Raw genomic sequence first — 15,504 nt, forward strand, 5'->3', positions numbered from 1 at the left:
CTTGCTCGCGAAGGCGGTGTGTCAGACAACATTGATGTTGAATGTGATGGCCTCTTCGCGAGCAAGCCCGCTCCCACAGGGGGTATGTGTCGTACCGGGCCCGGTGTCTGGTGTTAAGACCGACACGCCGGGCCAAGTTCCTCAGGCGATGCCCAAAACCTTGAAAACAAATGCGTATTCGAGTGCTACGTCACGTAATCCCTGATAACGACCGCTCATCCCGCCATGCCCTGCACCCAATTCGGTTTTGAGCAGCAGGGGATTGGTGTCGGTTTTGGTTGCACGTAATTTCGCCACCCACTTGGCCGCTTCCCAGTACTGCACGCGACTGTCGTTGTAGCCGGCAATCACCAGGGTCGCCGGATAGGCTTGCGCGGTGACGTTTTCGTACGGGGCGTAGGCCTTGATCCGATCATAGACGTCCGGTTCTTCAGGATTGCCCCATTCGTCGTACTCGGTGACGGTCAACGGCAGATCCGGGTCGAGCATGGTGTTCAGCACGTCGACGAACGGCACTTCGGCAATCGCAGCAGCAAACAATTCCGGCCGCTGATTGAGCACCGCGCCGATCAGCAGACCACCGGCGCTGCCGCCGCTGATCGCCAGTTGCTGAGGTGTGGTGAAGCCATTGGCGATCAGGTGCTCGGCGCAGGCAATGAAGTCGCTGAAGGTGTTGTGTTTGTGTTCCTGCTTGCCGGCGCGATACCAGGCCTCGCCCAGTTCACCGCCGCCACGCACGTGAGCGATGGCGAACGCCACGCCACGGTCCAGCAGACTCAAACGAGCGTGGGAGAACCACGGGTCGAGGCTTTCACCGTAAGCACCGTAGCCGTACAGATAAAGTGGTGTCGGCTTACCGAGGGCTTCGCGTTTGACGACGAGGCTGATCGGCACTTTCGTACCGTCCGGTGCGGTCGCCCACAGACGCTGACTGACGTAGGCATCGGCGTCGAACGGACCGAGCACCGGGGTTTCCTTGAGGACTTTCTGCTCGCCGCTGCCCAATACCAGTTGGCGGATTTGCGCCGGACGGTTCAACGCTTCGTAGCGCAGACGGATCCTGTCACTGACGAACTCCAGGCTGTTTTGCACATGCAGGCTGTAGGCCGCATCCGGCAATTGCACGCGGTAGCTCGGCAGGTCTTGCGGATGAACTTCGATGATCGGCAAGCCACCTTCACGCAAGCTCAGGGTCATGGCCCCGGCGTTCAGGCTCATACCTTCGATCATCACCGTGTCGCTGTGGGGGATCAGGTTCTGCCAGTCGGCCTCGGTCGGCGCCACGCCGGTGTCTACGGCGTGGTACAGGGCAAAGTTGATGCCGTCGCGATTGGTGCGAATGAACCAGGTCCATTGACCGTCGAGCGCGCCGTGATCGACGTCGTACTCATGGTCTTCAACCCTCGGTGCGATGCAGGTAAACGCCTGCTGCGGCTGGAACGCATCGAGTACCCAGACTTCGCTGGTGGTCTTGCTGCCCAGGGACAGCAGCAATTGCTGCTCGGAACTGGAGCGATAGCAATGCATGAAGAATCGACCGTCCGGCTCATGGAACACCTCTTCAGCCGCCGTACCGTCCAGCCGATAGCGGAACAGTTTGTGCGGGCGATGGGTGTCGTCCAGCTCGCCGAAGAACAGCGTCAGGCTGTCATTGGCCCAGGTCATGCTGCCGTCGCAATCCTGGAATTCCAGTTCACTGACACGTCCGTTGGACAATTCCTTCACGAACAGCGTGAAAATCTCATCGCCCGTGGCATCGATGCTGTAGGCCAGACGCTGGTGGTCCGGGCTGATACTGAAGGCGCCCAGGGAGAAGAATCCACCTTTGGCCAGTTCGTTCGGGTCCAGCAGCAGCTGTTCCTGGCTTTCGTCGAGCTGCAGGCTGTCATCGACAGGGCGCGGGCAGCGGTAGTGACGAGCATATTCATCACCGGCCGTGGTGCGCGTGTAATACAGGTAAGGGCCCCAAGGGGAGGGCAAGGACAGGTCGGTTTCGAGAATCCGGGCCTTGATCTCTTCGAACAGGGTTTCACGCAACCCGGCCTGATCGGCGGTTTGCGCCTCTTGGTAGCGGTTTTCCGCCTTCAGGTAGTCGAGCACCGCGTCGGTGTCGCGCTCCTGCAGCCAGGCATACGGGTCGTCGCCTTCGGCCTTGCGGGCAATGGGAGCGTCGGAAACGTTGACGGATAGGGGCATGAAGGACTCTCGAGCGTTTTACGAAATAGGGTTCGCAGACGGCGGGCAAGCCTGACGTGCGAAAAGTCGTTACTATAAGCGCCTATTTGCCTGCCTTGCCATGGACACCATGACCGAGAACGACTATCTGATCGCTTGGGGCCTCTACGCCTTCGCCGCTTTGGGCTGCCTGTTGGTGTGGATGCGCTTGACCCGCTGGATGTGGCGCTGGCTGCGTGAGCCGCTGCGGCTATTGGTTGCTGTGTTGCTGTTCAGCCCGACCATCATTGATCCGGTGAAGGAAAAGGTCGCTCCGGCCATCGCCATCACGGCCCTCGATTTGCTGTTCAAAGTCGGCAACAACGCCTGGCGCGCGATTTCCGACCTGTTCATGTACGGCATGATCGCTTTCGGCATTTACCTGGTTTTCGTGGCGATTCGTTTCCCTATCGAACGGGCGTCCAACGCTCGCAAGGAACAGGCTGCCGCTGCCAAGGCTGCTGCCCGGGCCGATGACCCTGAAGAGGATCATCCTTTCGGCGGTGCGGGCGATGATCGTTACGGTCGTCCACCGGTGCCGAGCAACCCTCAGCGATTGCGGGTCGAACCGCGTCTGTAACCTTGCCCCTGCCTTTCAGCGAGAATCCGAGCATGTGTGAGTTATTGGGCATGAGCGCCAATGTGCCGACCGATATCGTGTTCAGCTTCACCGGGCTAATGCAGCGCGGCGGCCGCACCGGTCCGCACCGTGACGGCTGGGGCATCGCCTTTTACGAGGGCCATGGCCTGCGTCTGTTTCAGGACCCGGCGGCAAGCTGTGAGTCCGAAGTCGCGAACCTGGTGCAACGCTATCCGATCAAGAGCGAAGTGGTGATCGGGCACATCCGCCAGGCCAATGTCGGCAAGGTCTGCCTGTCCAATACCCATCCGTTTGTGCGTGAGCTGTGGGGCCGTAACTGGTGTTTCGCCCACAACGGCCAGCTCGCGGAGTTTCAACCGATCAAGAGTTTTTACCGCCCCGTCGGCGATACCGACAGCGAAGCGGCGTTCTGCGATCTGCTAAACCGCGTGCGCGCAGCGTTCCCGGAACCGGTAGAGGTCGAAGAACTGCTGCCAGACCTGGTGGCCGCCTGCGCCGAATACCGCAGCAAAGGCGTGTTCAACTGTCTGCTCAGCGATGGTGATTGGTTGTTCTGCTATTGCTCGACCAAACTGGCGCAGATCACCCGCCGCGCGCCATTCGGCCCGGCGCGTTTGAAGGACGTCGATGTGATCGTCGATTTCCAGGCCGAAACCACGCCCAACGACGTGGTCACGGTGATCGCCACCGAACCCTTGACCGAAAACGAAACCTGGACCCGCTACGAACCGGGCCAATGGAGCCTTTGGCGACGCGGTGAATGCGTCAGCCAGGGCAAGACCGAATAAGGATTTCCCTTCATGTTGCTCAGTTATCTACGGCTGGTGTTGTTCGCGGCGGGCCTGTTGATCGGTGTCCAGGTGCCAGGGTTCATCAGCGATTATGCCAAGCGGGTCGAAGCGCATCTGATTGAAGCGCAGACCGGTCTGAGCGGTTTTCAGGGCACGGCGAATCAGTTCTTCAAGGGTGACATGCAGGCATTGGTGGCCCATTACCGCGCCAGCGAAGACCCGATCTTTCGCAGCGATGCCGACAGCCTGAGCACCTTGCTGACCCGTCAACTGGCCCTCGATAAACAGTTCCAGGCCATGCAGGGCCCGTGGTACATCCGCTTCCTGCAAGTGGCATTGGCCGCCGATCCGGATATTCGCAAGGAAACCTGGAATGGCTACAGCTACCAGATCCTGCTGACGCCGGAAGCGATGATCTGGGGCATGAGCGGGGCGTTGCTGTTGTCGTTCGGCATTGAATGCCTGTTCCGTCTGATCGACTGGGTGGTGCTGGGTGGCAAACGCCTGCGCCAGAGCCGGCCGATCGAAGATCGGGATGTGCGGGGGCTGTAAGAAAAAGATCAAAAGATCGCAGCCTTCGGCAGCTCCTACAGGTGTACACATTCCAATGTAGGAGCTGCCGAAGGCTGCGATCTTTTGATTTCAGCTCACCGAAGGTTTGCTCAGGAGGATGTAGTTCTCACCCACCTTCTTCGCATACCCGTCCAGCACCTGCTGACACAACGAAACAATCTCCTCGACCCACTCCACGCCAACCCGCCACGACACCACCACCTGCAAATTCGGTGGCCGTTGATCGATGGCCAGCAAGGTCAATTCCCCCCGCGCCAGTTCCTCGGCTACCAGTACCGGTGGCAGCGCACCAATACCAAATCCGTCCCGCAACAACCGGGTGATCGCCGACACCGAGTTCACGCAGTTCAACCGTGGCGTCATGATGCCGTTGGCCTGCATCAGGGCGAGAATCTCCTGATGCGGATGAGAGTTTTTCGAATAGGTAATGATCCGTTCCCGCGCCAGGTCGGCAATGCCTGAATACTCGCGGTTGTAGATCGAGTTAGTCGCCACAATCCAGCCCATCGGGTGACTGGCCAGCTCAAGGCTGCGCACGCTTTCCTGACGCAACAGGTCGGTTTGCAGGATCAGATCGAGAAAGCCTTTTTGCAGCTGATCGCAGAGGTTGAGCGCGGTATCGGCCACCAACTCGATTTCCACCAGCGGATAGTGATCCATCATTTGCGCCACCAACGGACTCAGCCAGGTATGGATGACCGTGTCCATCACGCCGATGCGAACCCGTCCAACCTTGCTCGAACGGGTTTCGATCGACTGCTTGAGGGATTGCATGGTGTCCATCATTTGCTCGGCGTACTCGAGCACTTTCAAGCCTTCGGGCGTCAGGCTCACGCCACGTGAATCACGCAGGAACAGCTTCACCCCGAGTTCGCCTTCGAGCACGGCAATGCGGCTGGAAATCGACGCCTGGGTGGTGAAGAGCTTGTCTGCCGTCAGGCGAAAACTCTTGAGTCGGGCGACCCAGACAAAGGTCTCGAGAAACTTCAGGTTCATGGGGTCAGCTCGTGCGACCCGCTTTAGGGATAAGGTTTTCTTATGTCTAGGGCGGGTTTTTATTAGTTGGACGTAACAGGGCCGGCAGCCCAAAAATCAGGCCATCCGGTTCCCACGATAGGCGTCGTCGGGGCTCAGAACAATACCAATAAAAATTAGCGCGGAGATTTGCCATGAGTGCGCCCGACACGCTCAACATCCCAAAAGCCACGGTTCGCCCGGGACCTTTCGACTGGTACCGCAACATCAATAAACAGGAACGCCGCACCTTCTGGAGCTGCAAGATCGGCTATGGCCTGGACGGCATGGACACCCAGATGCTCAGCTTCGTGGTGCCGACCCTGATTGCGATGTGGGGCATCACCACCGGCGAGGCCGGGCTGATTCACACCAGCACCCTGATCGCCTCGGCCATCGGCGGTTGGGTGGCGGGAATTCTCTCCGACCGCATCGGTCGCGTACGCACCTTGCAACTCACCGTGCTGTGGTTCGCCTTTTTCACCTTCCTCTGCGGTTTCGCCCAGAACTACGAACAACTGCTGATCAGCCGCACGCTGATGGGCTTCGGTTTCGGCGGCGAATGGACCGCCGGCGCGGTGTTGATGGGTGAAGTGATTCGCGCCAAGGACCGCGGCAAGGCTGTCGGCATGGTGCAATCCGGCTGGGCATTGGGTTGGGGACTGACGGCGATCTTGTATGCGCTGCTGTTCTCGGTGCTGCCACCGGAAGACGCCTGGCGCGCACTGTTCATCCTTGGCATCGTGCCGGCGATTTTCGTGATCTTCGTCCGCCGGCTGGTCAAGGACCCGGAAATCTATCGCGAAGCCAAGGCTAAGCAAGAACCCAGCAATCCGGCAAAATTCTACGAGATCTTCGCTCCCGGCATCCTTTTCACCACGATTCGCGCCTCGGTGCTGACCACCGGAGCTCTGGGCGGTTACTACGCGATCACCTCCTGGTTGCCGACCTTTCTGAAGAACGAACGCGGTTTGAGCGTACTCGGTACGGGCGGTTATCTGGCGATGGTGATCGTCGGTTCCTACGTCGGTTATGTCATCAGCGCGTACTTGACTGACATCCTCGGGCGTAAAAAGAACTTCATTCTGTTCGCGGTCGGCTCGTTCACCATTGTTCTGCTCTACACCCAATTGCCGGTCAGCAATGGCGTGATGCTCTGGCTGGGCTTTCCTCTGGGCTTCTTCGCTTCGGGGATTTTCAGTGGCATGGGCGCGTTTTTGACCGAGCTGTTTCCAACGCGGATTCGCGGTTCGGGTCAGGGCTTTTGCTACAACATTGGCCGGGCGTTGGCGGCGTTGTTCCCACTGTTGATCGGCGTGATGAGCCAGAAGGTGCCATTGAGTGTGGGAATCGGTGCTTTTGCGGCGGTGTCCTACGGGGTGGTGATCCTTGCGGCCCTGAGCCTGCCGGAAACCCGTGGCAAGCAACTCGAAGCCGAGTAACTGATAATCTGCGGGCAAATGCCTTACAGATAGAAAAGAATAAAACTTACAGGAGTGTTCACCGTGAGCCGCCTGCTATTGAACTGCGACATCGGCGAGAGTTTCGGCAACTGGACCATGGGTCTGGACGCCGAGGTCATGCCCTTCATCGATTGCGCCAACATCGCCTGCGGCTTTCATGCGGGCGACCCGAGCATCATGCGCAAGACGGTCAGCCTGGCCCTGAGCAACGGGGTTCAGATCGGCGCACATCCGGCGTATCAGGATCTGGTCGGCTTTGGCCGCCGTTCCATGGCCTATACCGCCCAGGAACTTCAGGACATTGTGCATTACCAGATCGGCGCCCTCGACGGCATTTGCCGGGCTCAGGGCGGGCGGGTGAGTTACGTCAAGCCGCACGGTGCGATGTACAACGACATGATGGCCAACCCGGCGCAATTGCGCGCGGTGCTTCAGGCTGTGGCGTCCTATGATCGCCAGTTACCGCTGATGTTGATGGCCACTCGCGACAACAGCACAGCCCAGCAGTTGGGCGATGAGTACGGCGTAACCCTGTGGTTCGAAGCCTTCGCCGATCGCGCTTACGACAGCGCAGGAATGCTGGTCTCGCGGCAACTGTCGGGCGCGGTGCATCACGATCCTGAAACAATCATCGAACAGGCGCTGACCATTGCCCGCGGCGGCAACCTCACGGCCAGCGATGGCAGTGCCTTGCACTTGCAAGCCAACACCCTTTGCGTACACGGGGACAATGCCAGTTCGGTAGCCGCTGTGCGGCGTATTCGCGAAGCACTTGATCAGCAGAGCGCGTCATGAACCTGCGGGTAGAAGTGGTGGCGCTGGATTGCCTGATGGTGCGCCTGTTCGATGAGATAGCCGAAGCGAACATGCCGTGGATGCTCGCCGCCAGTGAAAGTCTGCGTGCTGCATTCGCCGGGAATCTGATCGATCTGGTGCCGTCCTATACGACGTTGATGGTGCATTACGATCTGACCGCGTTGAGTCCGGCCCAGGCTCGGGAGCTGATCGCCGAGGCCTTGATCGATCTGTCGCCCAACGCCTGCACCCGTGGCAAATGTCATGTGTTGCCGGTCTGGTATGACTTGAGCGTTGGCCCGGAGTTGAGCCTGTTGTCCCAGCGCAGCGGATTGGCCGTGGATGAAGTGATCCGTCGCCACAGCGAGCGCGAATATCAGGTATTCGCCTTGGGTTTTGCGCCGGGTTTCGCCTTCATGGGGCTGGTGGAAGAAGCACTGGCCGCGCCGCGTCTGAACACTCCGCGTAAAAAAGTGGCTGCGGGAAGCGTCGGCATCGCCGAACGCCAAACCGCCGCTTACCCGGTGGTGTCCCCCGGTGGCTGGAATCTGATCGGCCGCACCCCGGCCAAATTGTTCGACCGCGAACGCGACGGCTACAGCCTGATGCAACCAGGCGACACGGTGCGCTTCGAAGCCGTCAGCCATGCCGAATTCATCAATCTGGGTGGTGATGACACGCCATTGGAGGCGCAGGCATGAGCCGTCTATCAATAGAAGCGAGTACACCGCTGTGCCTGTTGCAGGACGCTGGCCGTTTCGGCGTGCGGCATCTGGGCGTGACCCAGGGCGGGGCGGCGGATTGGCGGTCGATGTCGTGGGCCAATTGGTTGCTGGGCAATGGCCTGGATGCACCGGTGATTGAAATCACCCTCGGCGGGTTTACTGTCGTTGCCGAAGAGGATTGCGTGCTGGCGTTGGCCGGGGCGGATCTGGGGGCGCAGGTGGATGGCGAGGCGTTGGCACCGTGGCGCAGTTTCAGGCTGAACAAAGGTCAGCAATTGCAATTCACCCAGCCGCTGCTTGGGGCCCGGGCATATTTGGCAGCCCCGGGCGGATTTGATGCGCCAAAGGTGTTGGGCAGTAGCGCAACCGTGGTCCGTGAGGAACTCGGCGGGCTGGATGGCATGGGCCGGGCGTTGGCCAAAGATGCGCAGTTGAGCTACTCGGGCAGCTCGCTGCTACTGCTGCGGGCGTTGGCGCCCGAACAGGTGCCGGATTTCAAACTCAACGCGCCGCTGGACCTGGTGCTCGGTGCCCAGATCGGCGAGTTCAGTGGACAGAGTTTGTTCGACGCGTTCAACAGCGTCTGGACCCTCGACAGCCGTGCCGACCGGATGGGCATCCGCTTGCTGGGAACGGCGTTGCGGTATCAGGGTAAGCCGATGATTTCCGAAGGCATCCCGCTGGGTGCGGTTCAGGTGCCGCCGGACGGGCAGCCGATTGTGTTGCTCAATGATCGGCAGACCATTGGGGGGTATCCGCGATTGGGGGCGTTGACGCCGTTGGCGCTGGCGCGACTGGCGCAGTGTCTGCCGGGGACGCAGGTACGGTTGAAGCCGGTGGTGCAGGATGTCGCGCATCGGGAACAAGTCGAATATCTACGCCGGTTTTTAGAACGCTAAAAGCTTCGCGAGCAGGCTCGCTCCCACAGGGAAACTCGGTCAACTGTGGGAGCGAGCCTGCTCGCGAAGGGGTCCTGACAGGCAGTGAAGATTACTTGGAAAGAAACCGCATCCCTTCTTCCAACCCCCGCAACGTCAGCGGGTACATCTGGTCGTTAATCAAGTCCCGCACGATGTTGGTCGACGACGTATAGCCCCAGGTATCTTTCGGATACGGGTTGATCCAGATGACCTTCTTGTACTTCTCCATGAACCGCTGCATCCACACATAACCCGCTTCTTCGTTCCAGTGCTCGACGCTGCCGCCGGCCTGGGTGATTTCGTACGGCGCCATGGCGGCGTCGCCGATGAAGATCACTTTGTAGTCGGCGCCGTATTTGTGCAGCAGATCCTGGGTCGACGTGCGCTCGGAGCTGCGGCGCATGTTGTTTTTCCACACCGATTCATAAATGAAGTTGTGAAAGTAGAAGTACTCCAAGTGCTTGAACTCGGTCTTGCACGCCGAGAACAGCTCTTCGCAGATCTTCACGTGGGCGTCCATCGAGCCGCCGATGTCGAACAGCAGCAACAATTTCACGGTGTTGCGCCGTTCGGGCCGCATCTGGATGTTCAGCAGCCCGGCATCGCGCGCGGTGTGGTCGATGGTGCCATCGATGTCCAGTTCTTCCGCCGCGCCCTGGCGCGCGAATTTGCGCAGCCGCCGCAGGGCGACCTTTATGTTGCGCGTGCCCAGTTCCACCGAATCGTCGAGGTTCTTATACTCGCGCTGATCCCAGACCTTGACCGCTTTGCCCTGACGCTTGCCGGCATCGCCGACACGAATGCCTTCCGGGTTGAAGCCGCCGGAGCCAAACGGGCTGGTGCCGCCCGTGCCGATCCACTTGTTACCGCCGGCATGACGTTCTTTCTGTTCTTCGAGGCGTTTCTTGAACTCCTCGATCAGCTTGTCCAGGCCGCCGAGGGACTGGATCGCCGCCCGCTCTTCGTCGGTCAGCGAACGCTCGAACTCCTTGCGCAACCAGTCTTCCGGGATCAATGCCTGTAGGTGATCATCGAGTTTTTCCAGGCCATTGAAATAGGCACCAAACGCCCGGTCGAACTTGTCGAAATGCTTTTCGTCCTTCACCAGAATCGCCCGGGACAGGTAATAAAACTCGTCCATGTCGGCGAAGGTCACGCGTTGCTTCAGCGCGTTGATCAGGTCCAGCAGCTCCCGTACCGAGACCGGTACTTTGGCTGCGCGCATTTCATTGAACAGGTTAAGCAGCATGGCTATCGCCCTCTATCTTGTTAAACAGAGGGATCAGCGAGTGCCGCGACGGCTCATGAACGCCAGACGTTCAAGCAACTGCACGTCCTGTTCGTTCTTCACCAAAGCGCCTGCCAGCGGCGGAATGGCCTTGGTCGGATCGCGCTCGCGCAGTACCGCTTCGCCGATGTTGTCGGCCATCAGCAGCTTCAGCCAGTCCACCAGTTCGGAGGTCGATGGCTTCTTCTTCAGGCCCGGCACCTTGCGCACGTCGAAGAACACGTCCAGCGCTTCGCTGACCAGGTCTTTCTTGATGTTCGGGTAGTGCACGTCGACGATTCTCTGCATCGTGATGCGATCCGGGAACGCGATGTAGTGGAAGAAGCAGCGGCGCAGGAAGGCGTCCGGCAGCTCTTTCTCGTTGTTGGAGGTAATGATGATGATCGGGCGTTTCTTGGCCTTGATGGTCTCGTCGATCTCGTAAACGTAGAACTCCATCTTGTCGAGTTCTTGCAGCAAGTCGTTCGGGAACTCGATGTCGGCCTTGTCGATTTCGTCGATCAGCAGGATCACCCGCTCTTCGGACTCGAAGGCTTCCCACAGCTTGCCCTTTTTCAGGTAATTGCGAACGTCGTGAACCTTTTCCGTGCCCAGTTGCGAGTCACGCAGACGGCTGACCGCGTCGTACTCGTACAGGCCTTGATGCGCCTTGGTGGTGGACTTGATGTGCCAGGTGATCAATTTGGCGCCGAAGGACTCGGCCAATTGCTCGGCGAGCATGGTTTTACCGGTGCCCGGCTCGCCCTTGACCAGCAGCGGACGCTCCAGGGTGATGGCGGCGTTGACCGCCAGCTTCAGGTCATCGGTGGCGACGTAAGCCTGGGTGCCTTCGAACTTCATCTGCTAATCCTCGAACGGTAACGCCGACCTGAACGAAGCAGGGCGGGGCGCAATAATTGTAGTACCCGACTATAACGCGGTGCCCGGTCGACTGTGAACGCAGACGGCTTATTCAGTCTCTGAATGGGGCGTCACATCTTGACTCAGTATCGGCTGCTAGCCAGTATTGAGCTATCGCCATTTTGGCGATAGCTTGTTGGGCATGTCTACTAAATATCGGTTTCGCGATACGTACCGCATTCAGTTGCGTGAGAAGGATCATCCGCCGCCCCATGTCCACCTGACCGGTGGCGGGCTGGACGTCATGCTAAGCCTGGAAACCGTCGAAGTGATGGTGGGCAAGGCGCCGCCGCTGATTATCAAGGAAGCGCTGGAGTGGGTCAGGGCCCATCAGGTGCAATTGCTGGAGGATTGGAAACGATGTTACCCATGAAACGACCACGGCTGTCGGCCGTGCAGGCGTTGCCGGATCACCGCCTTGTGCTGACCTTTATCGACGGTCAGCAACTGAACCTCGATTTGAGTCGGGACCTGCGCGCCTATCCAGGGTTGCAGCCATTGCTGGAGGCTGGCGCTTTCGAAGGGGCAACCCTGGGTGATGAAGGCTGGAGCGTTGAGTGGCCCGAACTGGACATCCAGATCGGCGCCGACACTCTGTATCTGGATGCGCTCGCCCAAAACGCATCGGACGAAAACACCCGGATCTTCATCGACTGGCGCGCTCGTACCGGGCTGCCGCTCAATCAGGCGGCCGAAGCGTTGGGGGTCAGTGCCCGCAGCATCACGCGCTACAGCAGTGGTCGTGAAGCCGTACCGCGATCGCTGGCACTGGCCTGTCTGGGCTGGGACTTCTTGCAGCAGCAATCGAGCCCGGCGCGGGCGGCGGAAGAAACCGGTCGCTACATCGTCACTCGAAAACCCTAGCCCGCATCCGGTTTTGGCCGTTCGTATTGGGCATTGAACGCCTGGATGAAGCCGTTGCGTAAAATCTGCAAAAAAGCCTCGAATGCGCTGATATCTCGCTGATGCACGCTGCCCCTGAGTTGGACGCGAGTGGCAAACTGGTTCTTGCCCTGATTTTTCAGCACCGTTTCGGAGCCCCCGACGAGGGCCTCCCAAATAGAACGGAAAATCCCTTTGTCCTTGTTCTCGACATCCTGCTGCCAATTGAACACGTCGACGTCCTTCAGCAGCGGTTTGATGTAACCCGTCAATTGAGCTTTTTTAGCCTCGGCTTCAATGACCACATCACCGTGACCGGCATTGAAGTCGAACTTGCCATAGGCCGAGGCGAAGTCGTTCATGCGTTTGAGTTCGATGTCTTTGGCCCGCAGGCGGAACTCGAAATCTTCAAAGTTGCTAAAAGGGTCGAAGGTGGCGGTGGTTTCCAGTGGGGCGTGCCCGAGCAGCAGCGCCTTGCCTTCGAAGCGAGCGTCGCGTTTGCCTTTGGTGTCGACCACGTTGGTCAGGTTGTAAATGCTGGCGTTGACCTGAGTGGCGTTCATGTTCACGGGGGGCTTGGAGTTGAAGTTGCGGAAACTGATCTTGCCATCGTTGATCTGCACTTCGTTCAAGGTGATGGGGACCAGTTTGCTCAACTGCGCACGCCAGTCGGTGCCCTGACCGGTCTGGGAGTTTTGCTTGTTGGCGCCGCCGTCGACGAAGTTCACCTCGGGTTTGAAGAACTGCACCTCGGCCACGACGGCGTGGTCGTACCAGAGCGAGTGCCAGCTGACGGAAAGGTCGATCAGCGGCGCGTTGACGAAAGGCACCGGGACCTTGCCCTCGACCTTGACGATTTTCAACCCGTTGATTTTGTACGCACCGCGCCACAGGGCCAGGTCCACATCGGTGATCTGGCCACGGTAGTCGCCCATGTTCGCCAGCTTTTCATTCAGGTAGTCGCGCACCATGTAGGGCAGGGCGATGTGCAGGGCAATCAGCAGCACAACGAAGCCGGCGAGGGTCCACAGGGGCCAACTGTATCTGCGTTTCATGATGGCAAATCTCTGGCGTTGTAAAGCCATTGACTGCTGCGGTTGCGGGACGTTCGACTGACTGGACGACCAAGGGCAACAGGCATACCTTGGAGAGCTTATTTAACGCTGTATAAGGACCCAGCCATGAGCCGTATCTACGCTGACAACGCCCATTCCATCGGCAATACGCCGCTGGTGCAGATCAACCGTATCGCCCCGCGCGGCGTGACCATCCTGGCCAAGATCGAAGGGCGTAACCCCGGTTACTCGGTCAAGTGCCGGATCGGTGCAAGCATGATCTGGGACGCCGAAAGCACCGGCAAACTCAAGCCTGGCATGACCATCGTCGAACCGACCTCAGGCAATACCGGTATCGGCCTGGCATTCGTTGCTGCGGCCCGCGGTTACAAGCTGATGCTGACCATGCCGGCGTCCATGAGTATCGAACGACGCAAAGTGCTCAAGGCACTGGGGGCCGAACTGGTACTGACCGAACCGGCCAAGGGCATGAAAGGAGCGATCGAGAAGGCTGCTGAAATTGTCGCCAGCGACCCGGCTGCCTACTTCATGCCGTCGCAGTTTGAGAACCCGGCCAACCCCGCCATCCACGAAAAAACGACCGGTCCGGAAATCTGGAACGACACCGACGGTGCAGTCGACGTACTGGTGGCAGGCGTCGGAACGGGTGGAACCATTACCGGGGTTTCGCGGTATATCAAGAATACTCAGGGCAAACCGATTATTTCGGTGGCGGTGGAGCCAGTAGTGTCGCCAGTCATCACCCAGGCAATGGCTGGTGAAGAAATCAAGCCGAGCCCTCACAAGATCCAGGGTATTGGTGCCGGTTTTGTGCCAAAAAATCTTGATCTGTCGATGGTCGATCGGGTTGAGTTGGTCAGCGATGAAGAATCCAAGGCCATGGCCTTGCGCCTGATGCAGGAAGAAGGGATTTTGAGCGGCATTTCCTGCGGCGCCGCCATGGCGGTGGCCGTCCGCCTGGCGGAAACCCCGGAAATGCAGGGCAAGACCATTGTGGTGATCCTGCCGGACTCCGGTGAACGCTACCTGTCGAGCATGCTGTTCAGTGATCTGTTTACCGACCAGGAGAATCAACAATAGACGTTGCGATTTTTTGATCCAGTGGGAGGGGGGTGATTCAGGTCAGCCCCCGTTCAGGAACCTTATGTTAAGAAGTGCTTTATTGCGTAATCCTTAACACTGAATGTTGGGATACACGGGTGTTTCCCGAGGCCGGTAGTGTTTATCATGGCCGGCTGCCACGTTGGGTAAATGGCGTTGTGCAGAGTTGTCTACTATCAAGGAGTTGTTGATGACCTTTTCCCTTGCCGCGAAAGCGTCGCTGTTGCTGCTGTTCCTCGGCAGCACTCTCTATGTGCATTTGCGCGGCAAGGCACGATTGCCGGTCCTGCGTCAGTTCGTCAACCATTCAGCTTTGTTCGCGCCCTATAACGCCTTGATGTACCTGTTCTCCGGTGTACCGTCCAAACCCTATCTGGACCGCAGCAAGTTCCCGGAACTGGACGTGCTCAAGGACAACTGGGAAGTCATCCGCGACGAAGCGATGCACCTGTTCGACGAGGGCTACATTCGCGCCGCTGAAAAGAACAACGATGCCGGTTTCGGTTCGTTCTTCAAGAAAGGCTGGAAGCGTTTCTACCTCAAGTGGTACGACAAACCGCTTCCCTCAGCTGAAGCCTTGTGCCCGAAAACCGTGGCCTTGGTCAGCAGCATTCCCAACGTCAAAGGCGCCATGTTCGCGTTGCTGCCAGGCGGCAGCCACCTCAACCCGCATCGCGATCCGTTCGCCGGTTCCCTGCGTTATCACCTGGGGTTGTCGACGCCGAACTCCGACGATTGCCGGATCTTCGTCGACGGTCAGGTCTACGCCTGGCGTGATGGCGAAGACGTGATGTTCGACGAAACCTACGTGCATTGGGTCAAAAATGAAACCGACAAGACTCGGGTCATCCTGTTCTGCGACATCGAACGACCGCTGAGCAACCGCCTGATGACCCGCATCAACCGCTGGATCAGTGGCTTTTTGGGTCGCGCCACTGCACCGCAGAATCTTGATGATGAACGGGTTGGCGGGATCAATCAGGTCTATGCCTGGAGCAAGAACTCCAGTGACAAGTTCAGCGGTGTGGTCAAGCGGTGGAAGCGTCGTAATCCCAAGGCCTACCGTGTGCTGCGACCGGTGTTGGCGGTGGTGGTGCTGACATTGTTGGGGTATTGGTTGTTTGGTTGAGGCCGGTTCACATAAGAAAAAAACCGCTCTTT

General features: G+C 58.9%; 16 protein-coding genes. 11 read left to right on the forward strand and 5 right to left on the reverse strand.

Annotation, left to right across the window (positions count from 1 at the left end):
• Positions 1 to 141: 141 nt before the first annotated feature.
• The gene (locus tag ACYZTZ_RS04380) at positions 142 to 2,196 is read right to left on the reverse strand and encodes a S9 family peptidase (RefSeq protein ID WP_461997338.1); all 2,055 of its coding nucleotides are present in this window, start codon (positions 2,194 to 2,196) and stop codon (positions 142 to 144) included.
• Positions 2,197 to 2,296: 100 nt separating this feature from the next.
• On the opposite strand from ACYZTZ_RS04380, the gene ACYZTZ_RS04385 reads away from it, so the two are divergent.
• From ACYZTZ_RS04385 to ACYZTZ_RS04395, 3 genes are read left to right on the forward strand one after another with little or no spacing between them, the layout of a single operon-like run.
• Complete coding sequence (locus tag ACYZTZ_RS04385) at positions 2,297 to 2,794, forward strand: MFS transporter (protein WP_461997339.1); 498 nt, start codon at positions 2,297 to 2,299, stop codon at positions 2,792 to 2,794.
• Positions 2,795 to 2,826: 32 nt separating this feature from the next.
• Positions 2,827 to 3,603 carry a class II glutamine amidotransferase gene (locus ACYZTZ_RS04390; protein WP_461997340.1) on the forward strand — a complete coding sequence of 259 codons (777 nt, stop codon included), beginning with the start codon at positions 2,827 to 2,829 and terminating at the stop codon, positions 3,601 to 3,603.
• Positions 3,604 to 3,615: 12 nt separating this feature from the next.
• Positions 3,616 to 4,158, forward strand: a complete 543-nt coding sequence (locus ACYZTZ_RS04395) for a DUF2937 family protein (protein ID WP_123366761.1) — start codon at positions 3,616 to 3,618, stop codon at positions 4,156 to 4,158.
• Positions 4,159 to 4,248: 90 nt separating this feature from the next.
• Here the strand turns inward: ACYZTZ_RS04395 and ACYZTZ_RS04400 are convergent, their stop codons facing one another.
• Positions 4,249 to 5,175, reverse strand: a complete 927-nt coding sequence (locus ACYZTZ_RS04400) for a LysR family transcriptional regulator (protein WP_461997341.1) — start codon at positions 5,173 to 5,175, stop codon at positions 4,249 to 4,251.
• 173 nt (positions 5,176 to 5,348) lie between these two features.
• On the opposite strand from ACYZTZ_RS04400, the gene ACYZTZ_RS04405 reads away from it, so the two are divergent.
• From ACYZTZ_RS04405 to ACYZTZ_RS04420, 4 genes are all read left to right on the forward strand, one after another.
• Positions 5,349 to 6,635, forward strand: a complete 1,287-nt coding sequence (locus ACYZTZ_RS04405; protein ID WP_461997342.1) for an MFS transporter — start codon at positions 5,349 to 5,351, stop codon at positions 6,633 to 6,635.
• A gap of 63 nt (positions 6,636 to 6,698) precedes the next feature.
• The gene (locus ACYZTZ_RS04410; RefSeq protein WP_461997343.1) at positions 6,699 to 7,451 is read left to right on the forward strand and encodes a 5-oxoprolinase subunit PxpA; all 753 of its coding nucleotides are present in this window, start codon (positions 6,699 to 6,701) and stop codon (positions 7,449 to 7,451) included.
• Positions 7,448 to 8,152, forward strand: a complete 705-nt coding sequence (pxpB, locus tag ACYZTZ_RS04415; RefSeq protein WP_461997344.1) for a 5-oxoprolinase subunit PxpB — start codon at positions 7,448 to 7,450, stop codon at positions 8,150 to 8,152. Before ACYZTZ_RS04410 ends, pxpB begins: the two co-directional genes overlap by 4 nt.
• Positions 8,149 to 9,075: a 5-oxoprolinase subunit C family protein gene (locus tag ACYZTZ_RS04420; RefSeq protein WP_461997345.1), complete on the forward strand. Its 927-nt coding sequence runs from the start codon at positions 8,149 to 8,151 to the stop codon at positions 9,073 to 9,075. The genes pxpB and ACYZTZ_RS04420 overlap by 4 nt, the downstream gene beginning before the upstream one ends.
• Positions 9,076 to 9,166: 91 nt before the next feature.
• Here ACYZTZ_RS04420 and ACYZTZ_RS04425 read toward each other — a convergent pair whose 3' ends face one another.
• Positions 9,167 to 10,345, reverse strand: a complete 1,179-nt coding sequence (locus tag ACYZTZ_RS04425; protein WP_415770787.1) for a vWA domain-containing protein — start codon at positions 10,343 to 10,345, stop codon at positions 9,167 to 9,169.
• 33 nt (positions 10,346 to 10,378) lie between these two features.
• Positions 10,379 to 11,224: an AAA family ATPase gene (locus tag ACYZTZ_RS04430; RefSeq protein WP_008067574.1), complete on the reverse strand. Its 846-nt coding sequence runs from the start codon at positions 11,222 to 11,224 to the stop codon at positions 10,379 to 10,381.
• Positions 11,225 to 11,426: 202 nt separating this feature from the next.
• Between ACYZTZ_RS04430 and ACYZTZ_RS04435 the strand changes: the two genes are divergently transcribed.
• Positions 11,427 to 11,657, forward strand: a complete 231-nt coding sequence (locus tag ACYZTZ_RS04435) for a DUF4160 domain-containing protein (RefSeq protein WP_033047627.1) — start codon at positions 11,427 to 11,429, stop codon at positions 11,655 to 11,657.
• Positions 11,645 to 12,148 carry a DUF2442 domain-containing protein gene (locus tag ACYZTZ_RS04440; RefSeq protein ID WP_461997346.1) on the forward strand — a complete coding sequence of 168 codons (504 nt, stop codon included), beginning with the start codon at positions 11,645 to 11,647 and terminating at the stop codon, positions 12,146 to 12,148. Before ACYZTZ_RS04435 ends, ACYZTZ_RS04440 begins: the two co-directional genes overlap by 13 nt.
• On the opposite strand, the gene ACYZTZ_RS04445 is transcribed toward ACYZTZ_RS04440, so the two are convergent.
• Positions 12,145 to 13,251 carry a DUF748 domain-containing protein gene (locus ACYZTZ_RS04445; RefSeq protein WP_442965793.1) on the reverse strand — a complete coding sequence of 369 codons (1,107 nt, stop codon included), beginning with the start codon at positions 13,249 to 13,251 and terminating at the stop codon, positions 12,145 to 12,147. The two genes, ACYZTZ_RS04440 and ACYZTZ_RS04445, sit on opposite strands and share 4 nt — an antisense overlap.
• A gap of 96 nt (positions 13,252 to 13,347) precedes the next feature.
• Between ACYZTZ_RS04445 and cysK the strand changes: the two genes are divergently transcribed.
• Positions 13,348 to 14,322, forward strand: coding sequence for a cysteine synthase A (gene cysK / locus ACYZTZ_RS04450; RefSeq protein ID WP_461997347.1), 975 nt, complete (start codon positions 13,348 to 13,350; stop codon positions 14,320 to 14,322).
• Positions 14,323 to 14,533: 211 nt separating this feature from the next.
• Complete coding sequence (locus tag ACYZTZ_RS04455; protein ID WP_056742630.1) at positions 14,534 to 15,472, forward strand: aspartyl/asparaginyl beta-hydroxylase domain-containing protein; 939 nt, start codon at positions 14,534 to 14,536, stop codon at positions 15,470 to 15,472.
• Positions 15,473 to 15,504: the final 32 nt, after the last annotated feature.

The organism is Pseudomonas sp. LB3P58 (assembly GCF_054897895.1).

Coding starts and splice junctions, on each gene's coding strand:
- ACYZTZ_RS04380 (WP_461997338.1), bottom strand. CDS start 2,196: ATGCCCCTATCCGTCAACGTTTCCGACGCTCCCATTGCCCGCAAGGCC.
- ACYZTZ_RS04390 (WP_461997340.1), top strand. CDS start 2,827: ATGTGTGAGTTATTGGGCATGAGCGCCAATGTGCCGACCGATATCGTG.
- cysK (WP_461997347.1), top strand. CDS start 13,348: ATGAGCCGTATCTACGCTGACAACGCCCATTCCATCGGCAATACGCCG.
- ACYZTZ_RS04425 (WP_415770787.1), bottom strand. CDS start 10,345: ATGCTGCTTAACCTGTTCAATGAAATGCGCGCAGCCAAAGTACCGGTC.
- ACYZTZ_RS04435 (WP_033047627.1), top strand. CDS start 11,427: ATGTCTACTAAATATCGGTTTCGCGATACGTACCGCATTCAGTTGCGT.
- ACYZTZ_RS04455 (WP_056742630.1), top strand. CDS start 14,534: ATGACCTTTTCCCTTGCCGCGAAAGCGTCGCTGTTGCTGCTGTTCCTC.
- ACYZTZ_RS04430 (WP_008067574.1), bottom strand. CDS start 11,224: ATGAAGTTCGAAGGCACCCAGGCTTACGTCGCCACCGATGACCTGAAG.
- ACYZTZ_RS04385 (WP_461997339.1), top strand. CDS start 2,297: ATGGACACCATGACCGAGAACGACTATCTGATCGCTTGGGGCCTCTAC.
- pxpB (WP_461997344.1), top strand. CDS start 7,448: ATGAACCTGCGGGTAGAAGTGGTGGCGCTGGATTGCCTGATGGTGCGC.
- ACYZTZ_RS04400 (WP_461997341.1), bottom strand. CDS start 5,175: ATGAACCTGAAGTTTCTCGAGACCTTTGTCTGGGTCGCCCGACTCAAG.
- ACYZTZ_RS04420 (WP_461997345.1), top strand. CDS start 8,149: ATGAGCCGTCTATCAATAGAAGCGAGTACACCGCTGTGCCTGTTGCAG.
- ACYZTZ_RS04440 (WP_461997346.1), top strand. CDS start 11,645: ATGTTACCCATGAAACGACCACGGCTGTCGGCCGTGCAGGCGTTGCCG.
- ACYZTZ_RS04405 (WP_461997342.1), top strand. CDS start 5,349: ATGAGTGCGCCCGACACGCTCAACATCCCAAAAGCCACGGTTCGCCCG.
- ACYZTZ_RS04395 (WP_123366761.1), top strand. CDS start 3,616: ATGTTGCTCAGTTATCTACGGCTGGTGTTGTTCGCGGCGGGCCTGTTG.
- ACYZTZ_RS04445 (WP_442965793.1), bottom strand. CDS start 13,251: ATGGCTTTACAACGCCAGAGATTTGCCATCATGAAACGCAGATACAGT.